Below are 26,360 nucleotides of genomic sequence, written 5' to 3'. Positions count from 1 at the left end.
ACGGGAGCGGAGTTAGATCATCTTCGCCAGGGCGACGGCGGTGTCCGCCATGCGGTTCGAGAAGCCCCACTCGTTGTCGTACCAGGACATCACGCGCACCAGCGTGCCGTTCTGCACCTTGGTCTGGTCCTCGTGGAAGGTCGAGGAGTGCGGGTCGTGGTTGAAGTCGATCGAGACGTTCGGCGCGCTGGTGTAGCCGAGGATGCCCTTGAGCTGCTGCTCGCTGGCACGCTTCATCGCCGCGTTGATTTCCTTGGCGTCGGTGGCGCGCTTGGCGACGATCTTGAGGTCGACGACCGAGACGTTCGGGGTCGGCACGCGGATCGCGACGCCGTCGAGCTTGCCCTTCAGCTCGGGCAGCACGAGACCGATGGCCTTGGCGGCGCCGGTCGAAGTCGGGATCATCGACATTGCGGCCGCGCGGCCGCGGTAGAGATCCTTGTGCAGCGTGTCCAGCGTCGGCTGGTCGCCGGTATAGGCGTGGATCGTGGTCATGAAGCCGGTCTCGATGCCGACGAGGTCGTTCAGCACCTTGGCGACCGGCGCGAGGCAGTTCGTCGTGCAGCTTCCGTTGGAGACGACGAGGTGATCCTTGGTCAGCGTGTCGTGGTTGACGCCGTAGACGATGGTGGCGTCGGCGCCGTCGGCGGGCGCGGAGACCAGCACGCGCTTGGCGCCGGCGGTCAGATGTGCGCTGGCCTTGTCCTTCGAGGTGAAGATGCCGGTGCACTCGAGCGCAATGTCGACGCCGAGATCCTTCCAGGGCAGCTTCGAAGGATCGCGCTCAGCGCTCACCTTGATCTTGCCGCCGCCGAGGTTGATCGAGTCGCCGTCGACGGTGACGGTGCCGGGGAAGCGGCCATGGACGGAGTCGAAGCGGAGCAGATGGGCGTTGGTCTCGACCGGGCCGAGATCGTTGATGCCGACGACCTCGATGTCCTTGCGGCCGGACTCTGCGATCGCCCGCAGCACGTTGCGACCGATGCGGCCAAAACCGTTAATTGCCACGCGGACTGCCATGTTTCGTCTCCTTCAATGACCGTTGTCATCCCGCACAACGCGCTTTGCGCGCCTGCGAGGGTTTTTTAGGGGCGGACGCCCGGTTCGGCCGGGCGGTGCTTGATCATATGAGACGTTACGTAGTCCTTTTTTTTGACAAGCTCAACTCTCAGCTAACGCGCTTCAGCACAGCGTTAACTGCAGCCTCGGCGGTGATGCCGAAATGCTTGTAGAGATCCTTGGCCGGCGCGCTGGCCCCGAACGAATGCATGCCCACGAATTCGCCATCTTGTCCGATCACGGCGTCCCAGCCCCAGCGCACCGCGGCCTCGATCGCGACCTTCACCGGCGCGTTGCCGATGATCGCGTCACGGCGTTCCTTTGGTTGCGCTAACAAGAGCTCGAGCGACGGCACCGAGACCACCCGTGTCGGAATGCCGCGCTCGGCGAGCTGCTTCTGGGCGGCAACGGCGATCTCGACTTCGGAACCCGACGCGAACAGCGTCGCCTTGGCTTCGCCCTGCGCTGCGACCAGCTCGTAGCCGCCGTGCTGGCAGGGACTGTCGTTCGGCGCGGTGGTGCGCAGCTGCGGCAGGTTCTGCCGCGTCAGCGCCAGCACGGTCGGGCCGTCCACGCGGTTGAGCGCGAGCTCCCAGCACTCGGCGACCTCCATCGCATCGCACGGACGGAACACGCGCATGTTCGGAATGGCGCGAAGCGCGGCGAGGTGCTCGACCGGCTGGTGGGTCGGGCCGTCTTCGCCGAGGCCGATCGAATCGTGCGTCATCACGTAGACCACGCCGGTGCCCATCAGCGCGGCGAGGCGCATCGCGGGCCGCGCGTAATCGGTGAACACCAGGAAGGTCGCGCCGTTCGGCGCGAAACCGCCGTGCAGGAAGATGCCGTTCATCGCAGCCGCCATGCCGTGCTCGCGGATGCCGTAATGGATGAAGCGGCCCTTCGGCGTCTTCGCGGAGAAGGCGGTCGCCGACTTCGCCTTGTTGTTGTTGGAGCCGGTGAGGTCGGCCGAGCCCGCGAGGAATTCCATCGGCATCGCGCCTGCGATCACTTCGATCACCGCTTCCGACGACTTGCGGGTCGCAGCCGTCATCGGCTTTTCAAGCAGCTCCTTCTTGTAGGCGCGCACCGCCTTGGCGAGCGAGGCCGGGCGCTCGTGGCGCAGGCGGCGCTCGAACTCGGCGCGCTTGCGGCTGCCGAGCTCGCCGAGCCGTGCTTCCCATTCCTGCCGCGCGGCGGCGCCGCGGCTGCCGGCCGCGCGCCACGCCTTCAGCACGTCGTCAGGCACCGAGAACGGCTCGAGCGAGATGCCGAGATTTTCCTTGGCGGCCTTCAGCTCCTCGGCGCCGAGCGCCTCGCCGTGCACCTTCGACGTGCCGGCCTTGTGGGGCGCACCGAAACCGATGGTGGTGCGGCAGGCGATCAGCGTCGGCTTGTTCGACTTCTTCGCGCGGGTGATGGCGGCGGCGATCGCGGCTTGGTCATGGCCGTCGATCTTCTCGGCGGCCCAGCCTGCGGACTTGAAGCGTTTCACCTGGTCGACGGAATCGGCGATCGAGGTCGGGCCGTCGATCGAGATGCCGTTGTCGTCGTACAGCACGATCAGCTTGTTGAGCTTCCAGTGCCCGGCCATCGCGATCGCTTCCTGCGACACGCCTTCCATCAGGTCGCCGTCGGAGGCGAGCACGTAGGTGTGGTGGTCGACGATCTTCTTGCCGAACTCGGCGGCCAGCATCTTCTCGGCGAGCGCCATGCCGACCGCGGTCGAGATGCCCTGGCCGAGCGGGCCGGTGGTGGTCTCGATGCCCTTGGTGTGGAAATTCTCGGGGTGACCCGGGGTCAGCGAGCCGAGCTGGCGGAAGTTCTTGAGCTGGTCCAGCGTCATCGCGGCGTTGCCGGTCAGGAACAGCAGCGAATAGAGCAGCATCGAGCCGTGGCCGGCCGAGAGCACGAAGCGGTCGCGGTCGGGCCAGTCGATGGCGGCGGCGTCGAATTTCAGGAACTGGGTGAACAGCACCGTGGCGATGTCGGCGGCGCCCATCGGCAGGCCGGGATGGCCCGATTTCGCCTTCTCGACGGCGTCCATCGAAAGGCCGCGGATGGCGTTGGCCATGCGGTTGTGGTCGACCTGCGTCATGTCTGAAATCCGTCTGAAATGAGGCGCTTGGCGTGCACGCCCGCGCGGGAAGGAGCCTTGCGGCCGCTGAAGGTCGGGGCTGGGATAGCACCTCAGTTCCGGGAGTCCAAGGCAATCAAACGCCGGTTTGGCCGTAAAAGTTGCCTCTGTGGAGAGCGGTTTTGAGCCGGGATTGCGCCGGGAGGAATTGAGGGCTCCGGACGAGGTCCTCCGATTGATCGGTGCATAGTTTCGAGGCGGCGTTGCGCTCCGCTAGCTTGCCACGTAAATTTCTGCTTCTAAGCGCTTGCCGAACCGAGTCTTTTGCCGGACGGCAAGCTCTGGGGTAACTGGCACCGGATAGGCCCATAGGTTCCGCCGCTGACTGCATGAACGATCGCGTGTCCAACAGCTCTGCCATGACGGAGTCCTCCGCCGTCGAGATCGAGATCGCGACCCGCAGGCTCATGGCGGCGCTCGACTCGCTCGAAAGCGCGGTGGAGCGGCGGCGCGATGCCGATCGCGACGAGAACGAGCTCGCGGCGCGAATCCAGGCGCTTGGCGCGGATCGTTCTCGGCTCGCCGACGAGCTCGACGGTGCGCTGGTGAAGGCGCGCAAGCTTGAGCGCACCAATCGCGAGATCTCCGATCGGCTGGATTCCGCGATCGTCACGATACGCTCGGTGCTCGATACCGGAGAGGACGGATGAGCCACATCAACGTCACCATCAATGGCCGACAGTACCGCATGGCCTGCGAGGAGGGCCAGGAGGTGCGGCTGCTCAAGCTCGCCGAGACCCTGGAGACACGCATCCAGTCGCTGCGCGGAAAATTCGGCGAGATCGGCGATGCACGGCTGACCGTGATGGCCGCGCTGACCGTCTGCGACGAGCTGGTCGACACCACCAACCGCGTCCGCACCCTCGAGCAGGAGCTGACCGAGCTGCGGGATTTCCGCAACGCCGCCGTCGAGCGCGCCCGCATGACCCAGACCGCAGTGGTGAACGCCCTGAACGCCGCCGCCGAACGCATCGAGAAGTCGACCCAGGTCCTGAACCGGACCGTCGGCAACGGCATTGCGATCGGCTGACGGTCGCCACCCTCCCCTGGAGGGTGGCACCGTGGCCGCTGCGCGAAAGCGACACGACAGCCGGGCTGGCGATTCGTCAGTATCGTTGTTACATTGGCCCGGCGAGGCTGCGACGTGCGTCAGGAGCCATATATCCCCGGGGCCTTATCGATCCTTTAGGGAACTGTCCCTGGCCGGGCCCGTGGGCCCGGACATATGGTGCCCACCTACTTTCGTAGGGAACTCCGGGATCGAGTGCTTCAACGGCGTACGCGGCTTCGCACTTTTGTCTGCTTGGTTTGTGCCTGTCGAAATGACTGCGGCCAATTCAACAGGTGTCATGCCCCGCCGAGTGCGCCATTGCGCACGGAGGGCCGGGGCATCCAGTACGCCGCGGCCCTTGTGTGAATCACGACCGCCTCTGGAATACTGGATCACCCGCCGCAGTGCGCGAGGGCGCACAGGGGGTGATGACGTGGGGACCAAAGCGCATGTCCAACTCCAAAGCCGAACTCCGTGCCAAGGCCCTCGCCAAGCGCGATGCGCTGAGCGAGAAGAAGCGCACGGCGGCCGCTGCAAAGCTCGCCAAGCGCGGGCTGCCGTTCGAGCTGCTGCCCGGCAGCATCGTCTCCGGCTATTCGCCGATCCGCAGCGAAATCGATCCGATGCCGCTTCTGAAGAAGCTCGCCGAGCAGGGCGCCAGGCTGGCGCTGCCTTGCGTCACCACGCGCGGCAAGGCGCTGATCTTCCGCCTCTTCCATCCGAACGACCGCCTGATGCTTGGCCCGCTCGGCATTCCCGAGCCGTCGCCGGCCGCGGCCGAGGTCATCCCCGACGTCATGCTGACGCCGCTCGCGGCCTTCGACCGCCTCGGCCATCGCATCGGCTATGGCGCGGGCCATTACGATTTCACCTTCGCGCATTTGCGGAAAGCCAAGCAGATCGTCGGCATCGGGCTTGCGTTTGCAGCGCAGGAGATCGAGGCGGTTCCGGCACTATCCCACGACGTGGCGCTGGATTATGTGCTAACGGAATCCGACGTGTTTGATTTCCGGAGTTCTGAAGTTGCGCATTCTCTTCGTGGGTGATGTCGTCGGCCGTAGCGGGCGCGAGGCCATCGCAGAATATCTCCCCGGCATGGTCAAGGATTGGTCGCTCGATTTCGTCGTGGTCAACGGCGAGAATTCGGCAGGCGGCTTCGGCATCACGGAAGCGATCTACCAGGAGTTCATCGAGGCCGGCGCCGACGCGGTGACGCTCGGCAACCACTCCTGGGACCAGCGCGAGGCGCTTGTCTTCATCGAGCGCGCCGACCGCCTGGTGCGTCCGGCCAACTATCCGCGCGGCACGCCCGGCCGCGGCGCCGCTTTGGTCGAGACCAAGAACGGCAAGCACGCCCTCGTCGTCAACGCACTCGGTCGCGTCTTCATGACCCCGTTCGACGATCCCTTCGCAGCGCTCGAGCGCGAGTTGGGGGCCTGTCCGCTCGGCGTTGCCGCGGACGCCATCGTCGTCGATTTCCATTGTGAAGCGAGCAGCGAGAAGCAGGGCATCGGCTTCTTCTGCGACGGCCGCGCCAGCCTCGTCGTCGGTACGCACACCCATGTGCCGACCGCCGACCATCAGATCCTCAGTGGCGGCACCGCCTACATGACCGACGCCGGCATGACCGGCGACTACGATTCCATCATCGGCATGCAGAAGGAAGAACCGCTGCGCCGCTTCACGTCGGGAATTCCCTCAGGCCGCTTCGAGCCGGCCGCAGGCGCAGCCACGCTCAGCGGCGTCGCGGTGGAGACGGACGACGCAACGGGCCTGGCGCTGCGGATTGCGCCGGTGCGTGTGGGTGGACGACTGGAGCCGGCGACGCCGAGGTTCTGGTTGAGCTGAGCGGCGTTGCGGCGCCCTCGGTCTCGTAGGGTGGGCAAAGGCGCACTTGCGCCGTGCCCACGATCTTTCTCGATCGTGAAAGGTGGTGGGCACGCTCCGCTTTGCCCACCCTACGAGACTGCCTGATTGCGCTGAGCGGCCGCGCCTCACCCTCAGTGTCGTCCCGGCGAAGGCCGGGACCCATACGCCGCAGCAGCAATTGTCGCGCGAGATGGCCATTACTCATCTTCGCAAAACTATTGCTGCGGCGTATGGGTCCCGGATCTGCGCTCCGCTTCGCTATGCTTGTCCGGGACGACGGCGGAGATTGACGCGCGCGCTCGCGCATCAATCTCGTCTTACACTCACTCCGCCGTCTGCTCCCGCAGCTCCGCGACGTCCTTCGCCGTCAGCTTCGAGCCCTTGGTCCCGAACCGCGCCGTGACGTAGTTCGCGACGGCCGCGATCTCATCGTCGGTATAGGCGTTGCCGAACGCGGGCATCGACAGCGCGCCGTCGGGCGTGTGGCGCTTGGTGCCGGAGATCACGATCTGCGCGACGTTGGTGGCGGCGGGGTCGTTGACGGCCCAGGTGCCGGTCAGTGTCGCCATCGGCGAGACCGGGCTCTCGCCGCTCCAGCCGTGGCAGCTGGCGCAGGCGCTGGCGAACACCTTTTTGCCGCGCGCGTCGGCGGTGAAGCCTTCCTTGTGCGAGGCGGGCGCGACCGGCGCCGTGGTGGCCGGCAGGTCGGGCGAGGGCTGCGGCGGCACACTGCGCAGGTACGCAACGATGCTGCTGATGTCCTCTGGCGCGAACTGGCTGAAACTGTGGTCGACCGCTTCGCCCATCGGGCCCGAGGCCGAGCCGTGGCCCGGCGCGTGGCCGAGCGACAGATACGAGATCAGATCCGCATCGCTCCAGTTGCCGAGACCTGTCGCCTTGTCGGACGAGATGTTGAAGGCGCGCCAGCCCGCGGTGATCGCGCCGGCGAACTTCCTGCGGTTATCCAGCGCGAAGCCGAGATTGCGTGGCGTATGGCACTCGCCGCAATGCGCCAGCGCCTCCGCGAGATACGCTCCCCTGTTCCATTCCGGGCTCTTCGAGGTGTCAGGCATATATCGCGTGTCCGGATTGAACACGGCCGACCAGGCAATCATGGCCCAGCGCTGGTTGAACGGGAACGACAGCGTGTTGTCGGGCGCCCTGGCGCGCACCGCCGGCAGGCTGAACAGATAGGCCTTCACCGCCAGCACGTCGTCGTCGGTCATGAACGTGTAGGACGTGTACGGCATCGCCGGATAGAGCCGCGCGCCGTCGCGGCGCTTGCCGTGCTGGACCGCGTTCAGGAAGTCCTGGTCGGTGTAGTTGCCGATGCCGGTGTCCTTATCCGCAGTGATGTTGGTCGAATAGAGCGTGCCGAACGGCAGCTTGAAGGCGAGCCCGCCGGAATAGTCCTTCTCGCCCGGCTTGGTGTGGCAGACCATGCAGTCGGCCGCCTTGGCGAGATATTCGCCGCGCTCGACCAGGCTCGCTTTCTCAAGCTTGGCAGGCACGCCGGTCGGCTTGCCGGCGCGGTAATCCGCCAGCGCGACCTTGGGGCCGCCGGCGAAATCGAGCGGGCCGGGCCCGCGGATGATGACGACGCCGAGCCCTGCTGCGAGGATGGCGATCGCAGCGACGCTTGTGAGGATACGCATCTTGCCGCTCATGCCTTCTTCCCCGCAGCCAGCAGTTTCCGATCGATCGGCAGGCGCCGCAGCGCCACGCCGGTTGCGGCGTAGATCGCATTGCGCAGTGCGGGCGGTCCGGCATTGACGCCGGCCTCGCCGATGCCGCCCGGTGCCTCGCCGCTCTTGACCACGGTGACCTCGATCTTCGGTGTCTCGTTGATGCGCATCATGCGGTAGTCGTGGAAGTTCGACTGCTGCACGCGGCCCTTGTCGATGGTGATCTCGCCATAGAGCGCAGCGGTAAGGCCGAAGATCAGGCCGCCCTCGATCTGCGCCTTCACCGTGTCGGGGTTGACCGCGATGCCGGTGTCCACCACCGAGGTGATGCGGCGCAGCGCGATCTCGCCGTAATCGTCGATCTCCGCCTCCACCACGGTCGCGATGAAGCTTGCGAAGGACGGCTGCACGCAGACGCCGCGGCCGACGCGCGCGGGCAGGGGCTGGCCCCAGCCCGATTTCTCCGCGACCTGGTTGAGCACCGCGAGCATGCGCGGGTTCTTCGTCAGCATCGACTTGCGGAACTCGATCGGGTCCTTGCCGGCCTTGCGCGCAAGCTCGTCCATCGCGCATTCGACCGCGAACACGTTGTTGTTCGGGCCGACGCCGCGCCAGAAGCCTGTCGGCACCGACAGCGGCTCGGCGCGGACATATTCGACGTGGAAGTTGGCGAAGTCGTAGGGCGCGTCGACCGCGGCATCGATCGCGTCGATGTCGATGCCCTTCTGGAACGCCGGCGGCAGCCAGCGCGCCAGCACGGCGGAGCCGGCGACCTTGTATTTCCAGCCCGCGACCTTGCCGTCCACCAGCGAGGCCGTGATCTGGTCGCGATAGACCGGGCGGTAGACGTCGTGCTGGATGTCCTCCTCGCGGGTCCAGATCACCTTGACGGGATAGTCGACCTGCTTAGCGATCTTCACCGCCGCGACCACCATGTCCGGCTCGAGCTTGCGGCCGAAGCCGCCGCCGAGCAAATGCTGGTTGACGATGACCTTGTCCACGGGAACGCCGGCCGCCTTCGCCGCCTCGGACTGCACGCGGGTCATGATCTGCGTGCCGGTCCAGATCTCGCAGGCATCCGGCCTGACATGGACGGTGGCGTTGATCGGCTCCATCGAGGCATGCGCGAGGAACGGCAGCTCGTAGGCGGCTTCGAACTTGTCGCCGCTCGCGAGCGCCTTCGCGATGTCGCCGTCGGATTTTGCGACCGCGCCGTCCTTCTGGCTGGTCTTGCGCAGATCGTCCCAGACGTCCTTGGTGGATATCTTGGCGTTCGGCCCCTCGTTCCACTCGATCTTGAGCGCTTCGAGACCTTTCTTGGCCGCCCACATGTGATCGCCGATCACCGCGACCGCGTCGTCGAGCACGACAACCTTGCGCACGCCGGCAACCTTCGTCGCCGCGCTGTCGTCGACCTTGCCGACCTTGCCGCCGAACACCGGGCAATTGGCGATCACGGCGATCTTCATGCCGGGCAGGATCGCGTCGATGCCGTAGAGCGCCTTGCCGTTGACCTTGTCAGGCGTATCGAGCCGCTTCAGCGGCTGGCCGATCAGGACGAAATCCCGGGGGTCCTTGATGGCGACGTCCTTCGGCGGCGTCTGGCCCTGTGCGGCAAGCGCCAGCTCGCCGTAAGTGAGCTTGCGGCCGCTGGCGGCATGCGCGACCACGCCCTTCGAGGCCGTGCAGCTTGCGGGCTCGACGCCCCATTGGCTGGCCGCGGCCTGCACCAGCATCGCGCGCGCGGTGGCGCCGGCCTTGCGCAGCGGCAGCCACCAGGCCCGGATCGAGTTGGAGTTGCCGGTGACCTGCAGGCCGAAGGTCGGATTGCCATAGAGCTTGTCGTTGGGCGGGGCGTGCTGGACCTCGACCTTGCTCCAGTCGGCATCCAGCTCCTCGGCGATCACGGCCGAGATCGAGGTGTAGGTGCCCTGGCCCATCTCGACCTGCGGCATCATCAGCACGGTACGGCCGGTCTCGTCGATGCGGATGAAGGCGTTGGGCGCGAACTTGCCCTCGGTCACGTCGCGTTGCACCGGCTCGTTACCGGCGGCGCGCAGCGGCAGATGGAAGGCAAGCAGGAAGCCGGTGGCGAGGCTGCCGGTCAGCAGCGTGCGGCGGGAGAAACTGTTGGGTGCGTTCATGGCGGATCTCACGACTGGCCGTTGGCGGCGTGCTTGATGGCCTCGCGGATGCGGACATAGGTGCCGCAGCGGCAGATGTTGCCGGCCATCGCGGCGTCGATGTCGGAATCGTCGGGGTTGGGCGTCGATGCCAGCAGCGCCGCGGCCGCCATGATCTGGCCGGACTGGCAATAGCCGCACTGGATCACCTCGGCCTCGAGCCAGGCCTTCTGCACCTTGGCGCCCGCGGGCGTGCTGCCGACATGCTCGATGGTGGTCACGGTGCGGTTCGCGACCGCACTCACCGGCAGCACGCAGGAGCGCACGGCCTTGCCGTCGACATGCACCGTGCAGGCGCCGCACTGCGCGATGCCGCAGCCGAACTTGGTCCCGGTCATGCCGAGGATGTCGCGCAGCACCCACAGCAGCGGCATCTCCGGTGGCGCGTCGAACGATTTCGTTTCGCCGTTGATGGTGAGTGTTGTTGCCATGTGCATCCCCTTGCTCGACGAGCGCTTACGGCGTCGGCGATTTGCGCGCGACCATAATCATATCGCCGCGAAGCGATGAAGCATCGAAAATTCCGGCAATGCATATTTGCGCGAACGAAGCCTCAGGCCATGACGTTCACGAATTTGTGCGGCGATTGCTGCAAGCATTTCGGGCTAATTGATATGATAACCGTCATGTTTTGACGGATTTTCGCCGCGTGCACCGCCGAACGCCGCAGATGACCGTGCGAATGCGCAAACGCGTGCGATGTCGAAATTCGTGCAATTGGGAAAGGCGGGGGCTGCGGACGCGGCAGTCCGACGGATCGATCGCATATCAAGACGCGTGGCTGACAGCTCGCCCGCTGCCATCCTTCGAGACGCCCGCCTGCGGCGGGCCCTCAGGATGAGGGCGGAGTGTGCGGGAGCGATTTCACCCGGCGCTGACGCCGCTGAGCCTCATCCTGAGGAGACCGCGCAGCGGTCGTCTCGAAGGACGAGGCGCTTGCTCAGGCGGCCGCCAAATGACCTCTCCGAGACTCGCACAGGCCGTTCCCCGACGTCATGGCCGGGACAAGCCCGGGCATGACGAGTTTGTGGTCTAAGAAAAAATTCGGAATAATAGCATTATGCCCCTGTTTTGCCCGGCAAGTCAAAGCCTGCCGCGGCCTGCCGGCATAAGCCATTGATTTCGGACACCCCGGCTACTGTGCATGGGGTTGTTTTCGAACTTTTTGTTTCGGGAGCTCTGAAGCGCCGCCGCGCCGGTCGTCAGCTCTGACGGAAACCCATCCGGAAGGCGCCCCAGTGCTTGCCGCGCACCGTGATCGGGGAGGACAGGTCCTTCATCAGCACGAACTGCCCGCCGCCCATGTCGCGCCGATAGGTCTGGAGCAGGAAAGGTTTTGTGTTGGCTGCGACCTTCTTCACCGCGCGGTCGGTGAACAGGCGGCGGTTGCGGCAGTTAGCGTTGTTCCAGACGGGGTCCTTGCCCTGCGGCAGGCGGTAGTTCGGATTGTGGGTCGGAAGGTAGCCGCCCTTGGCCCAGGCCACGCAGAACACGATGCGGGGATCGGACTTCTGGATCGGGTCCTGGATCGCAGGCAGCACGCGATCGGTGAACTCGACATAGCCGGTGTTGTACTGCTTCGGATCGGTGCCGGGGATTTCGCGATAGTTCTCGTCCATGAGCTGGTCGAGCGTGATCTCGCCGCGGTCGATCGCCGCCTCGAACTCCGCCGAGATCCGCTTGGCGGTCTCGACGACGACGCGGATCAGCGGCGCGTCGGATGTCTCGACGCCGCTGTCCGCGATCAGCGCGATCAGCGCTTCGGAGGTGTCGAGCAGTTTTGTCACGCGCTGGTCGGCGTTCTTGAGATCGCGCGAGGACAGGTCGACGCCCTTGGCGAGTTCGTTCAGCTCGCTGATCACGGTGTCGCAATGGCCGAGATTGGAGGTCGCCGCGCGCGTGACGCTGTCGATCTCGGCCTCGACCGAAGCAAAACCCTGCTGGACGCGCGAGATGATGCCGGAGATCTGCTGGGCGCCTTCGCCCGCGGTCTTGGCGCGCTGCGAGGCGTCGCTGCTCTCGCCGATCAGGCCCTCGATCTGGCCGTCGAGATCGCGCACGGTGTCGGAGATCTGGTGCGTGGCCTGGCGGGTGGCTTCCGCGAGGTTCTTCACTTCGCTCGCGACCACCGCGAAGCCGCGACCGGCATTGCCGGCGCGCGCGGCTTCGATGGTTGCGTTCAGCGCGAGCAGATTGGTCTGCTTGGCGATCGCCTCGATCGAGCCGGACACCTTTGCCACCTGCGCCAGCGCGGAGCCGACGGCGCTCAGGCGCGCTTCGATCCGCTCCACGGCCGCGACCAGCTCGGAGATGTGGTTGACGGCGGTATCGACCGCGCTGCGTGACTGCGCGATCTCGCCGACCGCTGCGGATGTCGTCGTCTGCACCGCCTGCGAGGCGTTGGCGATGTCGTGGTTGGCCGAGACCATCGTCTCCGCCGTCTCCTGAAGATGATGGAACCGTTCGGACTGATTGGCGACGCGGTTGGCGACCTCCTGGACGTTGCCGGCGATGTCGGCGAGCTCGACGCCGAGACCGCCGATGCGGTCGGCAAGCTGGTCGATCAGGCGTTCAGCCAGCGTCCGGTTGGAGCCAGTGTCCATAACTGCAAGTTGTGCCAGAGACATGTACGGGCTTTCTCCAGTCAGAGCCGTTGATCGGCTCTCGGCGGCATTCCCATTCCAGTTTCGACCTTAGAGGATGATTCGCGCCCGGCGTCTTGCCCAGGAGTGCACGAGAGCGGGCATTACAGCTTGTATGCGGTGCGAAATCCACCCCAGTGCCGGCCCTGCACGCGGATCGGGACGTCGATCTCGCGCATCATCACCGTGTTTCCGTTGCCCATGTCGCGCGCATAGCTCTGGACCAGGTACGATCGCAAGTTGTGCGCGGCCGCCAACCCCGCCGGATCGTTGAAGATGCGGCGGTTGCGGCTGTTGGCCATGTTCCAGGCGGCGTCGCCTGGCCGCTGCGGATGCGAATAGATCTTGTTGTGCACCGGCAGGAAGCCGTTGCGGTCGACCATGGCGCAGAACGCCATGCGCGGTTCCTTGGCGAGGAAGGCCTCCTGGAACGGCGGCAGCGCGCGATCGGCCCAGTCGAGATAGCGGGTGCGGTATTGCTGCGGATTGGTTCCCGCGATCTCCGCATAATCAGTGTCGAAGAGATCGTCGATTTTGACCTCGCCGCGCGCGACCGCCTTTTCGAAGATCGCAGTCAGCGCGTTGCCCGCCTCCATGGCGCGGGTAACGAACTCGGTGTTCTCCTCGTGGATCGACCACAGTCGGTCCTCGATCTTCTCGCAGAGCTCCGCATTGGGGCTGACGAATTGCGCGCGGGCGCCGGCCTTGGACTGCTCGATCACGCGCAGGCGGCAGCTGCCGACGCCTTCGAGCGAGCCTTCGATGATCGCCTGCGGCGCAAGCCGGCTTGCGTCCACGCCGCCGATCAGCACGCCGTCCATCGCAATCTCATAGACCGGCATCACGCCGCGTGCGGTTTCGAATTTGAGATGGCAGGGCAGCCGCTCGGTCTTGCGGCGGTCGTCGTGCTCGCTCTGGCGCAGCAGCACCGCGCAGCGCGACTTCAGCTTCTGGGCGAAGGTGGTGACGGCCTTGCCGGCGCTGGCGACGCTCTCGCCATGGGTTTCGGCCGCCTTGGTCGCCGCATCGATCTCGGCCGCGCTCTCGCCGACCGAGATGATGAAGTCCGAGGCGCTCGCGGCATTGCCCGAGACCTCGCTCGTGGTGGCGTTCTGCTCGGCCACCGCGCCGTTGACGGTGTCGAACACCGGACGGATCGCCTCGATCGCCTGCGAGATGCGATGCACGGCATCGGCAGAGCCGGCGGCATCGCGCTGCAGCGCGTCGATCTTTCGGGTGATTTCCTCGGTCGCGCCTTGCGTCTGCACCGCGAGCGCCTTGACCTCGGTGGCGACGACCGCAAAGCCCTTGCCGGCGGCGCCGGCGCGGGCGGCCTCGATGGTCGAGTTGAGCGCGAGCAGCGTGGTCTGCCGCGCGATTTGCGCGATCAGGTTGACGACGTTGCCGATGGCGGCGGAGGACTCGCGCAGGCGGTCGACATTGGCGCGCGCCTCCTGCGCGGCGGCGCTGGCCGCGTCGGCGAGCTTGCCGGCCTCGCGCACCTGCGCGCCGATACCTTGCGCGGACTGGGTGAACTTGTCGGCGGCATGGGCGAAAGTGGAGGCGGTCGACTGGGCGGCGTTGGTGCGGCCGGTCAGGGCGTCGGTGCGGTCGCGGATGGCGGCCAGCGTCGTGGCGGTCGCCTCGGCGCCGCCGGCGACCGAATTGGCTGCGCGCTCGAGCTGGCGAATCATCGCCCCGAGCTCGAGTTCCAGCAGTTCCAGGATCTCCCGGGCCGAATCGCCCTCGCCGGCCAGGGCGGGCTCGGAATGGCTCGCCGGCTGGGCAGCCTGAGGGGCGGCCGCGGGCGCAGCCGTGACCGGCAGAGGCTTCCGAAATAGTCCGAACGCCATCGGGTTTCTCTTGTCGGGGAATGGTCGGTCGCTATTTTCGCAGTCCGGAATGAAATCAGGGTTAACGATGCCTGACCTCTAGGTACGGGCCAGTACGGTGTTACCTTAAAGTCGTAGAGCCTCTTTCATTCATGGGGGTGGACGGCCTATAAGGCCGCGCTTCCCTAAGCTCACCTCAGGCGCACGATTCCTTTACGAGACCACGCATGGCTGGACATTCCCAATTCAAGAACATCATGCACCGCAAGGGGCGGCAGGATGCGCAGAAGTCGAAGCTGTTCGGCAAGCTGGCGCGGGAAATCACCGTCGCCGCCAAGCTCGGCACACCCGACCCCAACATGAACCCGCGCCTGCGCGCGGCCATCATCGCGGCGCGCCAGGAGAACATGCCGAAGGACAATATCGAGCGCGCCGTCAAGAAGGCGCTCGGCAATGAGGGCGAGAACTATGACGAGATCCGCTACGAGGGCTATGGCCCGGGCGGCGTCGCCGTCATCGTCGAGGCGCTGACCGACAACCGCAACCGCGCCGCGTCCGACATCCGCTCCTTCTTCACCAAGTCGGGCGGCAATCTCGGCGAAACCGGCTCGGTCTCCTTCATGTTCGATCGCACCGGCGTTATCGAATATGACCGCAGCGTTGCCGATGACGATTCGGTGCTCGATGCCGCGATCGAGGCCGGCGCCGACGACGTCGTCTCCGGCGAAGGCGGTCACGAGATCTACGCCTCGACCGAAGGCTATCGCGACGTCGCCAAGGCGCTCGAAGCCAAGTTCGGCGAGCCGCGTAAGGCCGCGCTGATCTGGAAGCCGCAGAACACGGTCGCCGTCGACGACGAGACCGGCGAGAAGCTGCTCAAGCTGATGGATCTGCTCAACGAGCACGACGACGTCCAGCACGTCTACGCCAATTTCGAGGTGTCGGACGCGCTGATGGCGAAGATGGGCGGCTGAACCGCTCTCGTGTCCCGGACGCGCTGCGGCGTGAAACGCTGCTGCGCGGAGCCGGGGCCCATCGTTCTCGACGCATCAGCGGCAAAATGGGCCCCGGTTCAGCGACGCACCGCGTCGCGCCCGGGGCACGAGACCTTCTTTCCCCTGTTACTTCCGTTCTGTTTCTGTTTCCCCCATCGCAGCCAGCCGCTATCACTGGCCCATGACTGCGCTCCCGATTCGTGGCCCCGTTCGCATCATCGGCATCGACCCCGGCCTGCGCCGCACCGGCTGGGGCGTGATCGAGGCCGAGGGCAATCGCCTGATCTACGTCGCCTGCGGCTCGGTGGAACCGCCTAACGACCTGCCGCTCGCTAGTCGGCTGCTGGCCATCCACGAAGGCCTTGCGGCCGTGCTGTCGAACCATCAGCCGGTCGAGGCCGCGGTCGAGCAGACCTTCGTCAACAAGGACGGCGTGGCGACCCTCAAGCTCGGCCAGGCGCGCGGCGTCGCCATGCTCGCGCCTGCGATGTTCGGTATCTCGGTCGCCGAATACGCGCCCAATCAGGTCAAGAAGACCGTTGTCGGCGCCGGCCATGCCGAGAAGGCCCAGATCGCGATGATGCTGAAGATTCTTCTGCCGAAAGCCGATCCGCCGTCAGCGGACGCCGCCGACGCGCTGGCGATCGCCATCACCCACGCCCATCACCGCCAGAGCACGGCGCTCAGGCTGAAGGTGGCGGGGCTATGATCGGCAAGCTCAAGGGCCTGATCGATTCCTACGGCGAGGATTTTGTCATCCTCGACGTCGGCGGTGTCGGTTATCAGGTGCATTGCTCGACGCGCACCTTGCAGCATCTGCCGTCACCTGGTGAAGCGGCCGTGCTGTCGATCGAGACCTATGTCCGCGAGGACGCGATAAAGCTGTTCGGCTTCCGCACCGACCAGGAGCGCGAATGGTTTCGCCTGTTGCAGACCGTGCAGGGCGTCGGCGCCAAGGTCGCGCTCGCCGTGCTCGGCACGCTGGCGCCGGCCGATCTCGCCAACGCGATCGCGTTGCGCGACAAGGCCGCGGTGTCGCGCACGCCCGGCGTCGGCCCCAAGGTCGCCGAGCGCATCGTCACCGAATTGAAGGACAAGGCGCCGGCCTTCGCCAATGTCGATCCCGCCGTGGTGCATCTCGCCGGCGCCGTCGATGACCAGCGTGCGCCGCGGCCCGTCGCGGATGCGATCTCCGCGCTGGTCAATCTCGGCTACGGCCAGCCGCAGGCGGCTGCGGCCATCGCATCGGCCTCGCGCAGCGCCGGTGAGGGCGCCGAGACCGCGCAGCTCATTCGCCTCGGCCTGAAGGAGCTGGCGAAGTGAGCGATCCCAAGGCCAACCGTATGGTGTCGCCGGAGCGCCGCAGCGACGATGTCGGCGACACCGCGCTGCGCCCGCAATCGCTATCCGATTTCGTCGGCCAGCAGCAGGCGCGCAAGAACCTGTCGATCTTCATCGAGGCGGCGCGCAAGCGCGGCGAGGCGCTGGATCACGTGCTGTTCGTCGGTCCCCCCGGCCTCGGCAAGACCACGCTGGCGCAGATCGTCGCGAAGGAGCTCGGCGTCGGCTTTCGTGCCACGTCGGGTCCTGTCATCGCCAAGGCCGGCGATCTCGCCGCGCTGCTGACCAATCTCGAAGAGCGCGACGTGCTCTTCATCGACGAGATTCATCGCCTCAGCCCGGCCGTGGAAGAGGTGCTCTATCCCGCGATGGAGGACTTCCAGCTCGACCTGATCATCGGCGAGGGGCCGGCGGCGCGCTCGGTCAAGATCGAGCTGTCGAAATTCACCCTCGTCGGCGCCACCACGCGCGCCGGCCTGCTCACCAATCCCCTGCGCGACCGCTTCGGCATTCCGGTGCGGCTGAACTTCTACACCATCGAGGAGCTCGAAAGCATCGTCAGCCGTGGCGCGCGCGTCCTCAATGTCGGCATGAGCACCGATGGCGCCAACGAGATCGCGCGCCGCGCCCGCGGCACGCCGCGCATCGCCGGGCGCCTGCTGCGGCGCGTGCGCGATTTTGCCTCGGCGGCAAATGCCGACACGATCGATCGCAAGATCGCTGACCATGCGCTCAGCGCGCTCGAGGTCGACGCCGCGGGACTGGATGCCATGGACCGCCGCTATCTCTCGACTATCGCGCTCAACTATGGCGGCGGCCCCGTCGGTGTCGAGACGATGGCCGCGGCGCTCTCCGAGCCGCGCGATGCGATCGAGGATATCATCGAGCCCTATCTGATCCAGTGCGGCTATCTCCAGCGCACCCCGCGCGGCCGCCTGCTGACCTCGCATGCCTTCCGCCATCTCGGCCTCGCCGAGCCTTCGCGCGATGTCGCATCGCAATTCGGCCTGTTCGGCACCGACGAAAGCGACGACTGATCGCCGCCGCGGATGAACCCGACGGTTTCCTTCCATCACTAATCCGAACGCGCGGCGGGATCGCCGCTCATCGATCGGAGTGGGAAGGAATGGCGCCAGCGGACAATACCGGATTGCTCGAGGCCGTCGCGGCGGCACCGCAACTCCGTACGCCTGACGAGACCGAGGCATTCCTGGATTCCCTGCCGCTTGGCGAGCTGGCATCAATGTGGTGCGCGCTTCAGCGTGTCAGCCGGCGCGACCAGGTCGGCAGCATCTGGGCCATCAAGCTCTATTTCGACCATCTGCCGCATCGCCTGCCGCAAGGCGCACTCGATCTCGTGCTGGAGGTGCTGAAGACGGAAGGCGACAAGCCGACAATGATGCAGCTCAACGACAAGTTCCTGCTCTCGCTGCTCTATGCGCACGGCGCGGAGGTGATCGCTCGGATCGAGCGCGAAGCCGCGCACAATGACCGGCTGCGCTGGCTGCTCGGCGGCGTGCATACGGCACCCGACGACCCCCTGACGGCGCGCATCGCGCTCATCGCCGACAGCGAGAGGTGGGAGGCCGATCACCTGGCGCAGCGCACGCCGCGCGAGCCACTCGATTGCGCCAGCATGTCCGTTGCCGCGCTGGCGCGCGCCTGGGTCGAGCAATATTCCAGGTCCGAGCGCGACCAGGACGACAATCTGTTCGCGATCATGGATTTCGAGCGCGACCTGCGCGAGGACGACCCCGACCGGATGATCGACCTGATCCTGGAGATCCTAAAGATCGAGTCCAATCCGGTGCTGCTGGCGCTGCTGGCCGCGGGACCCCTCGAGGACGTGATCAGTGCGGGCACGATCGACCGCATCGAGCGCGAGGCGCGCGGCAACCAACGGTTTCGTGATCTGCTCGGCGGCGTCTGGTACTATCGGGCGTCCGACGAGCTGAAAACGCGGCTGGACGCGCTGGTCGGTGCAGGCCGCTGGTAAGGTTTGTGCAGGGCTCTGCACGCAGATGCAGACGGCCTGCACGGGCGTACCCCAATTCCGCTCCAATCGGACCGCATCAAGAAGCTGCATGACCACCGGGCTTCCATGATCACACGGCGACTTTTCATCCGTTCCGTCGGCGGCCTGTCCGCCCTCGGCGTCTCGACCGCGGCCTACGGCGTCGGGATCGAGCCGGTGCTGCGGCTCCGCGTCACCCGCTATCATCCGACGCCGCGGCAATGGCCGGCGGATTTTCCGCTGAAGATTGCCGCGATCGCCGACGTCCATGCCTGCGATCCCTGGATGTCGCTGGAGCGGATCGAAGACATCGTCGATCGCACCAACGCGCTCAAGCCCGACCTCATCGTGCTGCTCGGCGACTATGTCGCCGGTCTTCACCAGGTCACGCGCTTCATTCCGTCGAGCGAATGGGCGAGGGTGCTGGCGGGGCTGAAGGCGCCGCTCGGTGTTCACGCCGTCATGGGCAATCACGACTACTGGGTCGACAAAGCCGTGCAGCAGGCGGGGCATGGACCGACGGTCGCGCACCGCGCGCTGGAGACGGCCGGCATTCCCGTCTACGAGAACGATGCCGTGCGCCTTACCAAGGATGGCCGCGCCTTCTGGCTCGCAGGTCTCGGCGATCAGCTCGCTTTCCTGCCGGCGCGCCGCTTCCGCAGCACGGGGCGCTTCGGAGCCGACGATCTCACCGCGACGCTCGCCAAGGTCACCGACGATGCGCCCGTGATCCTGCTTGCGCATGAACCCAACATCGCACCGCGCGTGCCCGCGCGCGTCGCGCTGCAATTGTCCGGCCACACCCATGGCGGCCAGGTTCGCCTGCTCGGCTGGTCGCCGGCCGTTTCGCGGCAGCATGGCCTCCGGCTCGCCTATGGTCACTTCCGGCTGAAATGCGACCTCATCGTCTCCGGCGGCCTCGGCTGCAGCCTCATGCCGATCCGCGTCGGCGTGCCGCCCGAGATCGTCGAGGTGACGCTGGGGCGGGCACCGGTTGTGTCCTAACACGCTTGCGCGGGCCGCGGTTTTTGCGCAAAACGGGCCGACAGCGACAAGCGAAGAGGCCCACGACGTGACTGCCCATCTGGACGGCGAGATCCGCGACGGCCGCCACCATATGCAGGTCCGCGTCTATTACGAGGACACGGATTTTTCCGGCATCGTCTATCACGCCAACTATCTGCGCTACATGGAACGCGGGCGCACCAATCATCTCCGGCTGATGGGCGCCGAGCAGCAGGCGCTGTTCGACCAGGCCGAGACGGAAGGGTCCGGCTTTGCCTTCGTCGTGCGCTCGATGCATCTGGATTTTCTGAAGCCGGCGCGGATGGACGACGTGCTCGACGTCGTGACCTGGCCGGTCGCGGTGAAGGGCGCGTCCATCATGCTGGCGCAGGAGGTGCGGCGCGGTGAGGACGTGCTGGTGAAGGCCGAGGTGCGCGTCGCCTTCATCAGCGGCGGCCGTGCCCAGCCGATCCCGAAATCAATTCGTACGCTGATGAAAGCCGATTTGATTTCCTGATCGCCCGATAAGTGATCGGCCGATGGGCCCTGGCCTATCGACTCCATCGCGTGCGGCGATAGATTTGCGGCCCTGATCAACCGATGAGGCCATCATGTCGCGCCCGCCGCTTCCGCCCTTCACCCGTGAGACCGCCGCGCAGAAGGCCCGCATGGCCGAGGACGCCTGGAATTCACGTGACCCCGTGAAAGTCTCGCTCGCCTATACCGAGGACAGCCGCTGGCGCAACCGCTCCGAAGTGTTCCAGGGCCGCGAAGCCATCGTCGCCTTCCTCACCCGCAAATGGGAGAAGGAGCACGATTACCGTCTGATCAAGGACCTCTGGGCCTTCGACGGCAACCACATCGCCGTGCGCTTCCAGTACGAATGGCACGACGGCAAAGGCCAATGGTATCGCTCCTACGGTAACGAGCAGTGGGAGTTCGACGAGCACGGCCTGATGCGGAGACGTGAGGCGTCGATCAACGACATCATGGTCGCGGAGAAGGACCGCAGGTTTCACTGGCCGGCGCCGGGACCGCGTCCGGCCGATGTGCCGGGGCTGGGAACGGATCCGTTCTAGAATTTACAACAAGCGGCGCTGCTTCACCCTCTCCCCTTGTGGGAGAGGGTGGCTCGCCGCAGAGCGGCGAGACGGGTGAGGGGTATCTCTCCGCGGGTTGCTCTTCGCGCATTTGAGTTCGCGGAGAGATACCCCTCATCCGGCGCTTCGCGCCACCTTCTCCCACAGGGGGAGAAGGGAAGAGGGCTCGCAGATGGTGCGTGCGAACTAAGTCGCCGTGCGCCTTGCCAGAAATCTCGTAATCGCCCCACCGAGCTTCGCGGTGTCCATCGGCTCCGCCAGCGACGCGCGCGCGGTTGCCACGACATCGTCCGGCGCCTTGCCGTCCCGCAGTTCGCAGCACACTTCCGCGAACCCTACGTCGAATTCCGGATGCGGCTGCACGGTCAGCGTCGCGCCGTTGGCGTAGAGCAGGCCGGCATGCGGAGTGAATTCCGACGAGAGGATCGTGAGCGCGTCGCTTGGCGGCTCGATCACCTGGTCCTGATGCGAGGCGGCGATCGCGACCGCTTCGCCGTCGACGACGCCGTTCTCCGGCAGCACCTGGTAGACGTGGCGGCCGATGCCCCAGCCCTTCTCGGATTTGCGCACGGTACCGCCGAGCGCCTGCGCGATCAGTTGATGACCGAAGCAGACGCCGACCATCGGGGTCTTGTTGGTGTAGGCCTTGCGGACAAAGTCCTCGAGCGGCGCGATCCAGTCGAGCCCGTCATAGACGCCGGCGGCCGCACCGGTGATCAGCACCGCCTCGAGCTTGCCGGGATCGGGAAGCGCGTCGCCGTTGGGAATGCTGACGACCTCGACCGTTGCGGTCGGATCCTCAGCGCGGACCATGCGCGCGAACATGTCCGGGAACGAGCCGTGCTGCTCGCGATACTTTTGCGGGACCTGCCCTGTCTCGATGATGGTGATGCGTGCCATGTGCCCCCCGGTCAAAAGGTTGCGAAGCCTAGCTGTTTTCTGCCCCATGTTGCTGGTGTGGCGCTGTGCGCTCCAGCTGCGCGCTTTCCTTGCGAACCTCGTTGAGGAACGCCTTGGCGAGGCGCGACAGCGGCTCGGCTTCCGACCAGAGCATGTAGGCCACTGCATGCGTCGTCGGCGTGAACGGCCGCACGATAAGGCCGTTGCCGCCGTTCTGTCGCGGTGAGAACGGATCGACCACCGCAGCGCCGACACCGGCAGCGGCAAGTACGCAGGCCGTGTTGCAGTAGCGGACCTCGACGGTGGGGCGGAACGGCGCGCCGGCCCGGGCAAAGCTGTCGCGCACGGCTTCGCCAAGCCGCGTGCCGCGCTCGAGCCCGATGAAGGGCAGGCCGGACAGATCCGCGGCCGAGATCACGGGCCTATCCGCAAGCGGGTGCTGCGGCGGCAGCACGCACACCATCTCGCCGGTGTGCACCACCTCGTGCGCGATGCCGGGATGATGCGTCAGGCCGAGGGCGAAGCCGAGTTCGGCGACGCGGCTGAGCACGCCCTCGATGATGCCCTCATAGCGCCGCACGTCGAAGAAGACGCGTGTCTCCGGGCGGCGGCGCAGGAAGCCTGAGAGTGCCGAGGGAATGATGCTGTAGGCGAGCGGCGGCGTCGCGACGATGGCGAGATGCCCCGAGCGGTTCTCGCGCAGATCGCGCACGCGGCTCTCGAGCTTGGCGTGCAGCGCGAAGATGGCCTCGCTCTCCTTGTAGAGCGCCATCGCTTCGGCAGTCGGAAACAGCCGGTTGTTGACGCGCTCGAACAGCGCAAAGCCCGCCTGCGCCTCCATCGTCTTCAGCGCGTTGCTGACCGCGGGCTGCGACAGTGCCAGCTCGTCCGCCGCCGCCACCGTGGTGCGGTGGCGGATGACGGCGCGGAGGATCTCGAGCTGACGCAGGTTCATATCACTGCCGTTTATACTCTGGGCCAAAACATCATAGCAGAACGAATTGATTTTGCAGCCCCGCTTGCGCGTAATGGCAGCGGATTTGCACGTCGCATCAAAGGGTTCATTCGCCCATTGAGGCAGCACTGCGCACAGATTGGAGGCAATCTTGGTTCGTGTCCTTCGCGCCGCCGCCGCCCAGATGGGGCCGACGCAAAAAGCCGATAGCCGCGAGCATACGCTGAAGCGGATGCTCGACATGCTGGAGGAGGCCGCTAGCCGCGGCGCCAGTCTCGTGGTATTTCCCGAGCTCGCCTTCACCACCTTCTTCCCGCGCTGGCTGCTGGAAGGCGAGGCGCTCGACCAGTATTTCGAGCGCGGCATGCCGAACCCCGCGGTGGCAAAGCTGTTCGACCGCGCGCGCGCGCTCCGCGTCGGCTTCTATGTCGGCTATGCCGAGCTGACGCCGGACGGCCGCCGCTACAATTGCGCCGTCCTGGTCGATCGCGACGGCGAAATCCTCGGCCGCTATCGCAAGGTGCATCTGCCGGGTTCGGTCGAGCCGCGCGAGGGCGCGCGCTACCAGCAGCTCGAGAAGCGCTATTTCGAATATGGCGACCTTGGCTTTCCCGCTTTCCGCGCAGGCTCCGCCTGGGCCCACGCAATCATGGGCATGATGATCTGCAATGACCGCCGCTGGCCGGAATCCTGGCGGGTGCTGGGCCTGCAGGGCGTCGAGCTTGTCTGCATCGGCTACAACTCTGCGGCCTACGATCCCAACGGCGGCACGACGGAAGACGGAGCCTTGCGCACCTTCCACTCGACGCTGGTGACTCAGGCCAATGCCTACATGAACGCGACCTGGGCGATCTCGGTGGCGAAGGCGGGCGAGGAGGACGGCTCCGGGCTGATCGGAGGCTCCTGCATCGTCGATCCCAACGGCCGCATCGTCGCACAAGCGCAGACGCTGGCCGATGAGGTGATCGTCGCCGACATCGATCTCGATATGTGCCGCCAGGGCAAGGACAAGATGTTCAACTTCGCCGCCCACCGGCGGCCCGAGCAATACAGGGTGATCACCGAACGCGCCGGCGTCGTCGAGCCGGCCGTCCTCGACGCAGATTGATTTCAAACAGCCGGTCGCGGCGTTGGCAATGGAGCTGACATGACACGCCTCTCGCATTTCCTTGGGTTGACAGCCTTGGCCGCCGTGACATCGGCGCAGGCAGCCGAGCTTCCGGCGGAGATCAAGCAGGCGGGCACGCTGAAGCTCACCGTCAATTCGACCTACGCGCCGATGGAATATCGCGATCCCGCGACCAATGAGCTGGTCGGGCTCGACATCGATCTCGCCAACGAGCTCGCCAAGCGGCTCGGCGGCCTCAAGATCGTCTGGAGCGAGACGCCATTCGCCGAGCTGATTCCCTCGCTCCAGACCAAACGCGCCGATTTCATCATTTCCGGCATCTCGGACCGCGCCTCCCGGCGCGAGACCGCCGATTTCGTCGATTACCTCGCCACCGGCCCGCAGTTCTTCGTGATGGCCGAGAACTCAGCCAAGGACGCCACCGATCTTTGCGGCAAGAAGGTCGGCACCACCCGCAGCACCAGCTTCCCGGTCGAGATCGAGAAGTGGAGCAAGCAGAATTGCGAGGCGGCCGGCAAGCCGGCGATCCAGTACGTGCCGGGCGAGAACTCGATCGACGTCCGCAACCAGCTCAAGCAGGGCCGCATCGACGCCGCCGTGCAGGGCAGCGAGACGCTGCCTTACGCGCAATCGCAGGAGCCGGGCAAATACCGCATCGTCGGCGAAGCCTTTGCGAAGGGTTATCAGGGCATCATGTTCCGCAAGGACGACGCGGCCCTGCGCGAGGTGGTGACCGACAAGCTCGCTGCCATGATCGCCGACGGCGCCTACAAGGCCGTCCTCGACAAATGGGGCTTGGGGGCCAATGCGGTCGAAAAGCCCATGCTGAACGCGGCGCCGCAATGAGGCCGGCCCCGGCACTCGCGGAGGGTTTCCCCGATCTGTCGGGGATGCGGATCGCGCGCGAGCCGCACTGGTTTCGCTGGATCAGCGCCGCCCTGATCGTCCTCGTGCTGGCGGCGATCGCCCGCGCCTTCGCGAACGGTCAGATCGAATGGTCCTATGTCAGCCGGTTCCTGACGGCCAAGGTCATTCTCGAAGGCATCGTCAACACCATGGTGATGGCGGTGCTGGCGATGACGCTCGGCATCGTGCTCGGCATCGTCGTTGCGATCATGCGGCTGTCGCCCAATCCGGTGCTGAAGACGGTCGCCGCCGGCTACACCTGGCTGTTCCGCGGCACGCCGCTGATCCTTCAGCTCTTGCTGTGGTTCAACCTCGCGCTGGTGTTTCCGACCATCGGCATTCCCGGCCTGTGGAGCGCGCGGGCCGTCGACGTCATGACGCCGTTCCTCGCCGCATTGCTCGGGCTCGGCATCAACCAGGGCGCCTATACATCGGAAGTGATGCGCGCCGGCATGTTGTCGGTCGATATCGGACAGTATGAAGCGGCGCAGGCGATCGGCATGGGGCGGCTGCGCGCGCTGCGGCGGATCGTGCTGCCGCAGGCGATGCGCGTTGTCATCCCGCCGCTCGGCAACGAGTTCATCGGCATGGTGAAGGCGACGTCGCTGGCGAGCGTCATCCAATACCCGGAACTGCTGCACAACGCCGAGAACATCTATTACGCCAACTCGCGCGTCATCGAGCTCCTGATCGTCGCCGGGCTCTGGTACCTGCTCGTCGTCTCGATCCTGACGCCGCTGCAGATGCTGCTCGAACGCCGCTTTGCCCGCGGCACATTGCGGCTGGCGCGATGACAAAGCCCCTCGTCGCGATCCGCTCCGTCAGCAAGAGCTTTGGCGAGTTCCAGGCTCTCAAAAGCGTCTCGCTCGACGTTTGGCCCGGCGAGGTGATGTGCCTGATCGGCGCCTCCGGCTCCGGCAAGACCACGCTGCTCCGCTGCATCAACCAGCTCGCGATGATCGACAGTGGCGGCATCTGGCTCGACGGCGAGCTGCTCGGCGTGCGCGAGCAGGGCGGCAAGCTCCATCGTCTCTCCGAGCGTGAGATCGGGCGGCAGCGGCTGAAGACCGGCATGGTGTTCCAGCGCTTCAACCTGTTTCCGCACAAGACCGCGCTGGAGAATATCACCGAAGGTCCGACCCAGGTGCAGGGGCGTAAAGCCGACGAGGTGCGCAGCGAAGCGCTCGATCTGCTCCGCCGCGTCGGGCTGGCGGCCAAGGCGGACTCCTATCCCGCGCAGCTCTCCGGCGGCCAGCAGCAGCGCGTCGCGATTGCGCGGGCGCTCGCCATGAAGCCGATGCTGATGCTGTTCGACGAGCCGACCAGTGCGCTCGATCCCGAGCTCGTCGGCGAGGTGCTTGCGGTCATGAAGGAGCTGGCGAAGAGCGGCATGACCATGATGGTGGTGACGCATGAGCTGGGCTTCGCGCGCGAGGTTGCCGACCGCGTCGTCTACATGGACCAGGGCGCGATCGTCGAGCAGGGCCGCGCCTCGGACGTGCTGGGCACGCCGCGCGAGGAACGGACCAAGGCATTTCTTTCGGCTGTGATCTGACATGG

Annotated in this window: 25 protein-coding genes and 1 other RNA gene; 17 read left to right on the top strand and 9 right to left on the bottom strand. The window is 66.0% G+C overall.

The features are described from left to right. Nucleotides 1–12: 12 nt before the first annotated feature. Together gap and tkt are read right to left on the bottom strand one after the other, a co-directional pair. Nucleotides 13–1,020 (bottom strand): type I glyceraldehyde-3-phosphate dehydrogenase, encoded by a 1,008-nt coding sequence (gene gap / locus A7X65_RS36180; RefSeq protein WP_063694169.1) that lies wholly within the window; start codon nucleotides 1,018–1,020, stop codon nucleotides 13–15. A 148-nt stretch (nucleotides 1,021–1,168) separates the two neighbouring features. Continuing rightward, on the bottom strand, nucleotides 1,169–3,154 hold the full coding sequence (tkt, locus tag A7X65_RS36175) for a transketolase (RefSeq protein ID WP_063694168.1): 1,986 nt from the start codon (nucleotides 3,152–3,154) through the stop codon (nucleotides 1,169–1,171). A 368-nt stretch (nucleotides 3,155–3,522) separates the two neighbouring features. Between tkt and A7X65_RS36170 the strand changes: the two genes are divergently transcribed. The 5 genes from A7X65_RS36170 to A7X65_RS36150 all read left to right on the top strand — a co-directional run bounded on the left by A7X65_RS36170 (nucleotide 3,523) and on the right by A7X65_RS36150 (nucleotide 6,092). Continuing rightward, nucleotides 3,523–3,843, top strand: coding sequence for a DUF4164 domain-containing protein (locus tag A7X65_RS36170; protein WP_063694167.1), 321 nt, complete (start codon nucleotides 3,523–3,525; stop codon nucleotides 3,841–3,843). After that, nucleotides 3,840–4,223, top strand: a complete 384-nt coding sequence (locus tag A7X65_RS36165) for a cell division protein ZapA (protein ID WP_018646696.1) — start codon at nucleotides 3,840–3,842, stop codon at nucleotides 4,221–4,223. The genes A7X65_RS36170 and A7X65_RS36165 overlap by 4 nt, the downstream gene beginning before the upstream one ends. A 101-nt stretch (nucleotides 4,224–4,324) precedes the next feature. Further along, a non-coding RNA gene (gene ssrS, locus A7X65_RS36160) (6S RNA) lies at nucleotides 4,325–4,485 on the top strand. Between the two features lie 208 nt (nucleotides 4,486–4,693). Beyond that, nucleotides 4,694–5,290 carry a 5-formyltetrahydrofolate cyclo-ligase gene (locus tag A7X65_RS36155; protein WP_063694166.1) on the top strand — a complete coding sequence of 199 codons (597 nt, stop codon included), beginning with the start codon at nucleotides 4,694–4,696 and terminating at the stop codon, nucleotides 5,288–5,290. After that, nucleotides 5,268–6,092, top strand: coding sequence for a TIGR00282 family metallophosphoesterase (locus tag A7X65_RS36150; RefSeq protein WP_063694165.1), 825 nt, complete (start codon nucleotides 5,268–5,270; stop codon nucleotides 6,090–6,092). The genes A7X65_RS36155 and A7X65_RS36150 overlap by 23 nt, the downstream gene beginning before the upstream one ends. A gap of 344 nt (nucleotides 6,093–6,436) precedes the next feature. Here the strand turns inward: A7X65_RS36150 and A7X65_RS36145 are convergent, their stop codons facing one another. The 5 genes from A7X65_RS36145 to A7X65_RS36125 all read right to left on the bottom strand — a co-directional run bounded on the left by A7X65_RS36145 (nucleotide 6,437) and on the right by A7X65_RS36125 (nucleotide 14,476). Continuing rightward, nucleotides 6,437–7,780, bottom strand: a complete 1,344-nt coding sequence (locus A7X65_RS36145) for a c-type cytochrome (protein ID WP_063694164.1) — start codon at nucleotides 7,778–7,780, stop codon at nucleotides 6,437–6,439. Beyond that, nucleotides 7,777–9,942: a xanthine dehydrogenase family protein molybdopterin-binding subunit gene (locus A7X65_RS36140; protein WP_063694163.1), complete on the bottom strand. Its 2,166-nt coding sequence runs from the start codon at nucleotides 9,940–9,942 to the stop codon at nucleotides 7,777–7,779. Before A7X65_RS36140 ends, A7X65_RS36145 begins: the two co-directional genes overlap by 4 nt. Before the next feature lie 8 nt (nucleotides 9,943–9,950). Next, nucleotides 9,951–10,412, bottom strand: a complete 462-nt coding sequence (locus tag A7X65_RS36135; protein WP_208608644.1) for a (2Fe-2S)-binding protein — start codon at nucleotides 10,410–10,412, stop codon at nucleotides 9,951–9,953. A 771-nt stretch (nucleotides 10,413–11,183) separates the two neighbouring features. Beyond that, complete coding sequence (locus A7X65_RS36130) at nucleotides 11,184–12,608, bottom strand: methyl-accepting chemotaxis protein (protein WP_063694161.1); 1,425 nt, start codon at nucleotides 12,606–12,608, stop codon at nucleotides 11,184–11,186. Between the two features lie 119 nt (nucleotides 12,609–12,727). After that, nucleotides 12,728–14,476: a methyl-accepting chemotaxis protein gene (locus tag A7X65_RS36125; protein ID WP_063694160.1), complete on the bottom strand. Its 1,749-nt coding sequence runs from the start codon at nucleotides 14,474–14,476 to the stop codon at nucleotides 12,728–12,730. A 206-nt stretch (nucleotides 14,477–14,682) separates the two neighbouring features. Here A7X65_RS36125 and A7X65_RS36120 point away from each other — a divergent pair, with 206 nt between their 5' ends. The 8 genes from A7X65_RS36120 to A7X65_RS36085 all read left to right on the top strand — a co-directional run bounded on the left by A7X65_RS36120 (nucleotide 14,683) and on the right by A7X65_RS36085 (nucleotide 20,889). After that, entirely contained in the window at nucleotides 14,683–15,429 is a 747-nt protein-coding gene (locus A7X65_RS36120) for a YebC/PmpR family DNA-binding transcriptional regulator (RefSeq protein WP_063694159.1), read from the top strand. A gap of 202 nt (nucleotides 15,430–15,631) precedes the next feature. Further along, nucleotides 15,632–16,159 (top strand): crossover junction endodeoxyribonuclease RuvC, encoded by a 528-nt coding sequence (ruvC, locus tag A7X65_RS36115; RefSeq protein WP_063694158.1) that lies wholly within the window; start codon nucleotides 15,632–15,634, stop codon nucleotides 16,157–16,159. Further along, nucleotides 16,156–16,773: a Holliday junction branch migration protein RuvA gene (ruvA, locus tag A7X65_RS36110; RefSeq protein ID WP_063694157.1), complete on the top strand. Its 618-nt coding sequence runs from the start codon at nucleotides 16,156–16,158 to the stop codon at nucleotides 16,771–16,773. The genes ruvC and ruvA overlap by 4 nt, the downstream gene beginning before the upstream one ends. Beyond that, complete coding sequence (ruvB, locus tag A7X65_RS36105) at nucleotides 16,770–17,828, top strand: Holliday junction branch migration DNA helicase RuvB (protein WP_063694156.1); 1,059 nt, start codon at nucleotides 16,770–16,772, stop codon at nucleotides 17,826–17,828. Before ruvA ends, ruvB begins: the two co-directional genes overlap by 4 nt. A gap of 89 nt (nucleotides 17,829–17,917) precedes the next feature. After that, complete coding sequence (locus tag A7X65_RS36100; RefSeq protein ID WP_063694155.1) at nucleotides 17,918–18,787, top strand: DUF6869 domain-containing protein; 870 nt, start codon at nucleotides 17,918–17,920, stop codon at nucleotides 18,785–18,787. A gap of 105 nt (nucleotides 18,788–18,892) precedes the next feature. After that, the gene (locus tag A7X65_RS36095; RefSeq protein WP_063694154.1) at nucleotides 18,893–19,810 is read left to right on the top strand and encodes a metallophosphoesterase; all 918 of its coding nucleotides are present in this window, start codon (nucleotides 18,893–18,895) and stop codon (nucleotides 19,808–19,810) included. 67 nt (nucleotides 19,811–19,877) lie between these two features. After that, a complete protein-coding gene (gene ybgC / locus A7X65_RS36090; protein ID WP_167358332.1) occupies nucleotides 19,878–20,327 on the top strand; it encodes a tol-pal system-associated acyl-CoA thioesterase in 450 nt (149 codons plus the stop codon). 94 nt (nucleotides 20,328–20,421) lie between these two features. Then, nucleotides 20,422–20,889 carry a nuclear transport factor 2 family protein gene (locus tag A7X65_RS36085; RefSeq protein WP_063694153.1) on the top strand — a complete coding sequence of 156 codons (468 nt, stop codon included), beginning with the start codon at nucleotides 20,422–20,424 and terminating at the stop codon, nucleotides 20,887–20,889. A 207-nt stretch (nucleotides 20,890–21,096) separates the two neighbouring features. Here A7X65_RS36085 and A7X65_RS36080 read toward each other — a convergent pair whose 3' ends face one another. Together A7X65_RS36080 and A7X65_RS36075 are read right to left on the bottom strand one after the other, a co-directional pair. Next, nucleotides 21,097–21,810 carry a type 1 glutamine amidotransferase gene (locus tag A7X65_RS36080; RefSeq protein ID WP_063694152.1) on the bottom strand — a complete coding sequence of 238 codons (714 nt, stop codon included), beginning with the start codon at nucleotides 21,808–21,810 and terminating at the stop codon, nucleotides 21,097–21,099. A 28-nt stretch (nucleotides 21,811–21,838) separates the two neighbouring features. Further along, the gene (locus A7X65_RS36075) at nucleotides 21,839–22,765 is read right to left on the bottom strand and encodes a LysR family transcriptional regulator (protein WP_063694151.1); all 927 of its coding nucleotides are present in this window, start codon (nucleotides 22,763–22,765) and stop codon (nucleotides 21,839–21,841) included. Between the two features lie 151 nt (nucleotides 22,766–22,916). Here A7X65_RS36075 and A7X65_RS36070 point away from each other — a divergent pair, with 151 nt between their 5' ends. The 4 genes from A7X65_RS36070 to A7X65_RS36055 are packed head-to-tail and all read left to right on the top strand — an operon-like array spanning nucleotide 22,917 to nucleotide 26,355. Then, nucleotides 22,917–23,873 carry an N-carbamoyl-D-amino-acid hydrolase gene (locus tag A7X65_RS36070; RefSeq protein ID WP_082885185.1) on the top strand — a complete coding sequence of 319 codons (957 nt, stop codon included), beginning with the start codon at nucleotides 22,917–22,919 and terminating at the stop codon, nucleotides 23,871–23,873. A 39-nt stretch (nucleotides 23,874–23,912) separates the two neighbouring features. After that, complete coding sequence (locus A7X65_RS36065; RefSeq protein ID WP_063694149.1) at nucleotides 23,913–24,740, top strand: ABC transporter substrate-binding protein; 828 nt, start codon at nucleotides 23,913–23,915, stop codon at nucleotides 24,738–24,740. After that, entirely contained in the window at nucleotides 24,737–25,594 is an 858-nt protein-coding gene (locus tag A7X65_RS36060; RefSeq protein WP_063694148.1) for an amino acid ABC transporter permease, read from the top strand. The genes A7X65_RS36065 and A7X65_RS36060 overlap by 4 nt, the downstream gene beginning before the upstream one ends. Beyond that, complete coding sequence (locus A7X65_RS36055; protein ID WP_063694147.1) at nucleotides 25,591–26,355, top strand: amino acid ABC transporter ATP-binding protein; 765 nt, start codon at nucleotides 25,591–25,593, stop codon at nucleotides 26,353–26,355. Before A7X65_RS36060 ends, A7X65_RS36055 begins: the two co-directional genes overlap by 4 nt. The last annotated feature ends 5 nt before the right edge of the window (nucleotides 26,356–26,360 follow it).

It is taken from the genome of Bradyrhizobium stylosanthis, assembly GCF_001641335.1.
In the GTDB taxonomy this organism is placed as follows: Bacteria; Pseudomonadota; Alphaproteobacteria; order Rhizobiales; family Xanthobacteraceae; genus Bradyrhizobium; species Bradyrhizobium stylosanthis.
This window is presented reverse-complemented; position numbering and strand designations above follow the sequence as displayed.

What these genes read in the sequence shown, in the direction of transcription:
- tkt (WP_063694168.1), bottom strand. Translation starts at nt 3,154, where the DNA reads ATGACGCAGGTCGACCACAACCGCATGGCCAACGCCATCCGCGGCCTT.
- A7X65_RS36130 (WP_063694161.1), bottom strand. Translation starts at nt 12,608, where the DNA reads ATGTCTCTGGCACAACTTGCAGTTATGGACACTGGCTCCAACCGGACG.
- A7X65_RS36145 (WP_063694164.1), bottom strand. Translation starts at nt 7,780, where the DNA reads ATGAGCGGCAAGATGCGTATCCTCACAAGCGTCGCTGCGATCGCCATC.
- A7X65_RS36140 (WP_063694163.1), bottom strand. Translation starts at nt 9,942, where the DNA reads ATGAACGCACCCAACAGTTTCTCCCGCCGCACGCTGCTGACCGGCAGC.
- gap (WP_063694169.1), bottom strand. Translation starts at nt 1,020, where the DNA reads ATGGCAGTCCGCGTGGCAATTAACGGTTTTGGCCGCATCGGTCGCAAC.
- A7X65_RS36155 (WP_063694166.1), top strand. Translation starts at nt 4,694, where the DNA reads ATGTCCAACTCCAAAGCCGAACTCCGTGCCAAGGCCCTCGCCAAGCGC.
- A7X65_RS36100 (WP_063694155.1), top strand. Translation starts at nt 17,918, where the DNA reads ATGGCGCCAGCGGACAATACCGGATTGCTCGAGGCCGTCGCGGCGGCA.
- A7X65_RS36135 (WP_208608644.1), bottom strand. Translation starts at nt 10,412, where the DNA reads ATGGCAACAACACTCACCATCAACGGCGAAACGAAATCGTTCGACGCG.
- A7X65_RS36165 (WP_018646696.1), top strand. Translation starts at nt 3,840, where the DNA reads ATGAGCCACATCAACGTCACCATCAATGGCCGACAGTACCGCATGGCC.
- A7X65_RS36170 (WP_063694167.1), top strand. Translation starts at nt 3,523, where the DNA reads ATGAACGATCGCGTGTCCAACAGCTCTGCCATGACGGAGTCCTCCGCC.
- A7X65_RS36075 (WP_063694151.1), bottom strand. Translation starts at nt 22,765, where the DNA reads ATGAACCTGCGTCAGCTCGAGATCCTCCGCGCCGTCATCCGCCACCGC.
- A7X65_RS36095 (WP_063694154.1), top strand. Translation starts at nt 18,893, where the DNA reads ATGATCACACGGCGACTTTTCATCCGTTCCGTCGGCGGCCTGTCCGCC.
- ruvA (WP_063694157.1), top strand. Translation starts at nt 16,156, where the DNA reads ATGATCGGCAAGCTCAAGGGCCTGATCGATTCCTACGGCGAGGATTTT.
- ruvC (WP_063694158.1), top strand. Translation starts at nt 15,632, where the DNA reads ATGACTGCGCTCCCGATTCGTGGCCCCGTTCGCATCATCGGCATCGAC.
- A7X65_RS36080 (WP_063694152.1), bottom strand. Translation starts at nt 21,810, where the DNA reads ATGGCACGCATCACCATCATCGAGACAGGGCAGGTCCCGCAAAAGTAT.
- A7X65_RS36085 (WP_063694153.1), top strand. Translation starts at nt 20,422, where the DNA reads ATGTCGCGCCCGCCGCTTCCGCCCTTCACCCGTGAGACCGCCGCGCAG.
- A7X65_RS36120 (WP_063694159.1), top strand. Translation starts at nt 14,683, where the DNA reads ATGGCTGGACATTCCCAATTCAAGAACATCATGCACCGCAAGGGGCGG.
- A7X65_RS36065 (WP_063694149.1), top strand. Translation starts at nt 23,913, where the DNA reads ATGACACGCCTCTCGCATTTCCTTGGGTTGACAGCCTTGGCCGCCGTG.
- A7X65_RS36055 (WP_063694147.1), top strand. Translation starts at nt 25,591, where the DNA reads ATGACAAAGCCCCTCGTCGCGATCCGCTCCGTCAGCAAGAGCTTTGGC.
- A7X65_RS36060 (WP_063694148.1), top strand. Translation starts at nt 24,737, where the DNA reads ATGAGGCCGGCCCCGGCACTCGCGGAGGGTTTCCCCGATCTGTCGGGG.
- A7X65_RS36125 (WP_063694160.1), bottom strand. Translation starts at nt 14,476, where the DNA reads ATGGCGTTCGGACTATTTCGGAAGCCTCTGCCGGTCACGGCTGCGCCC.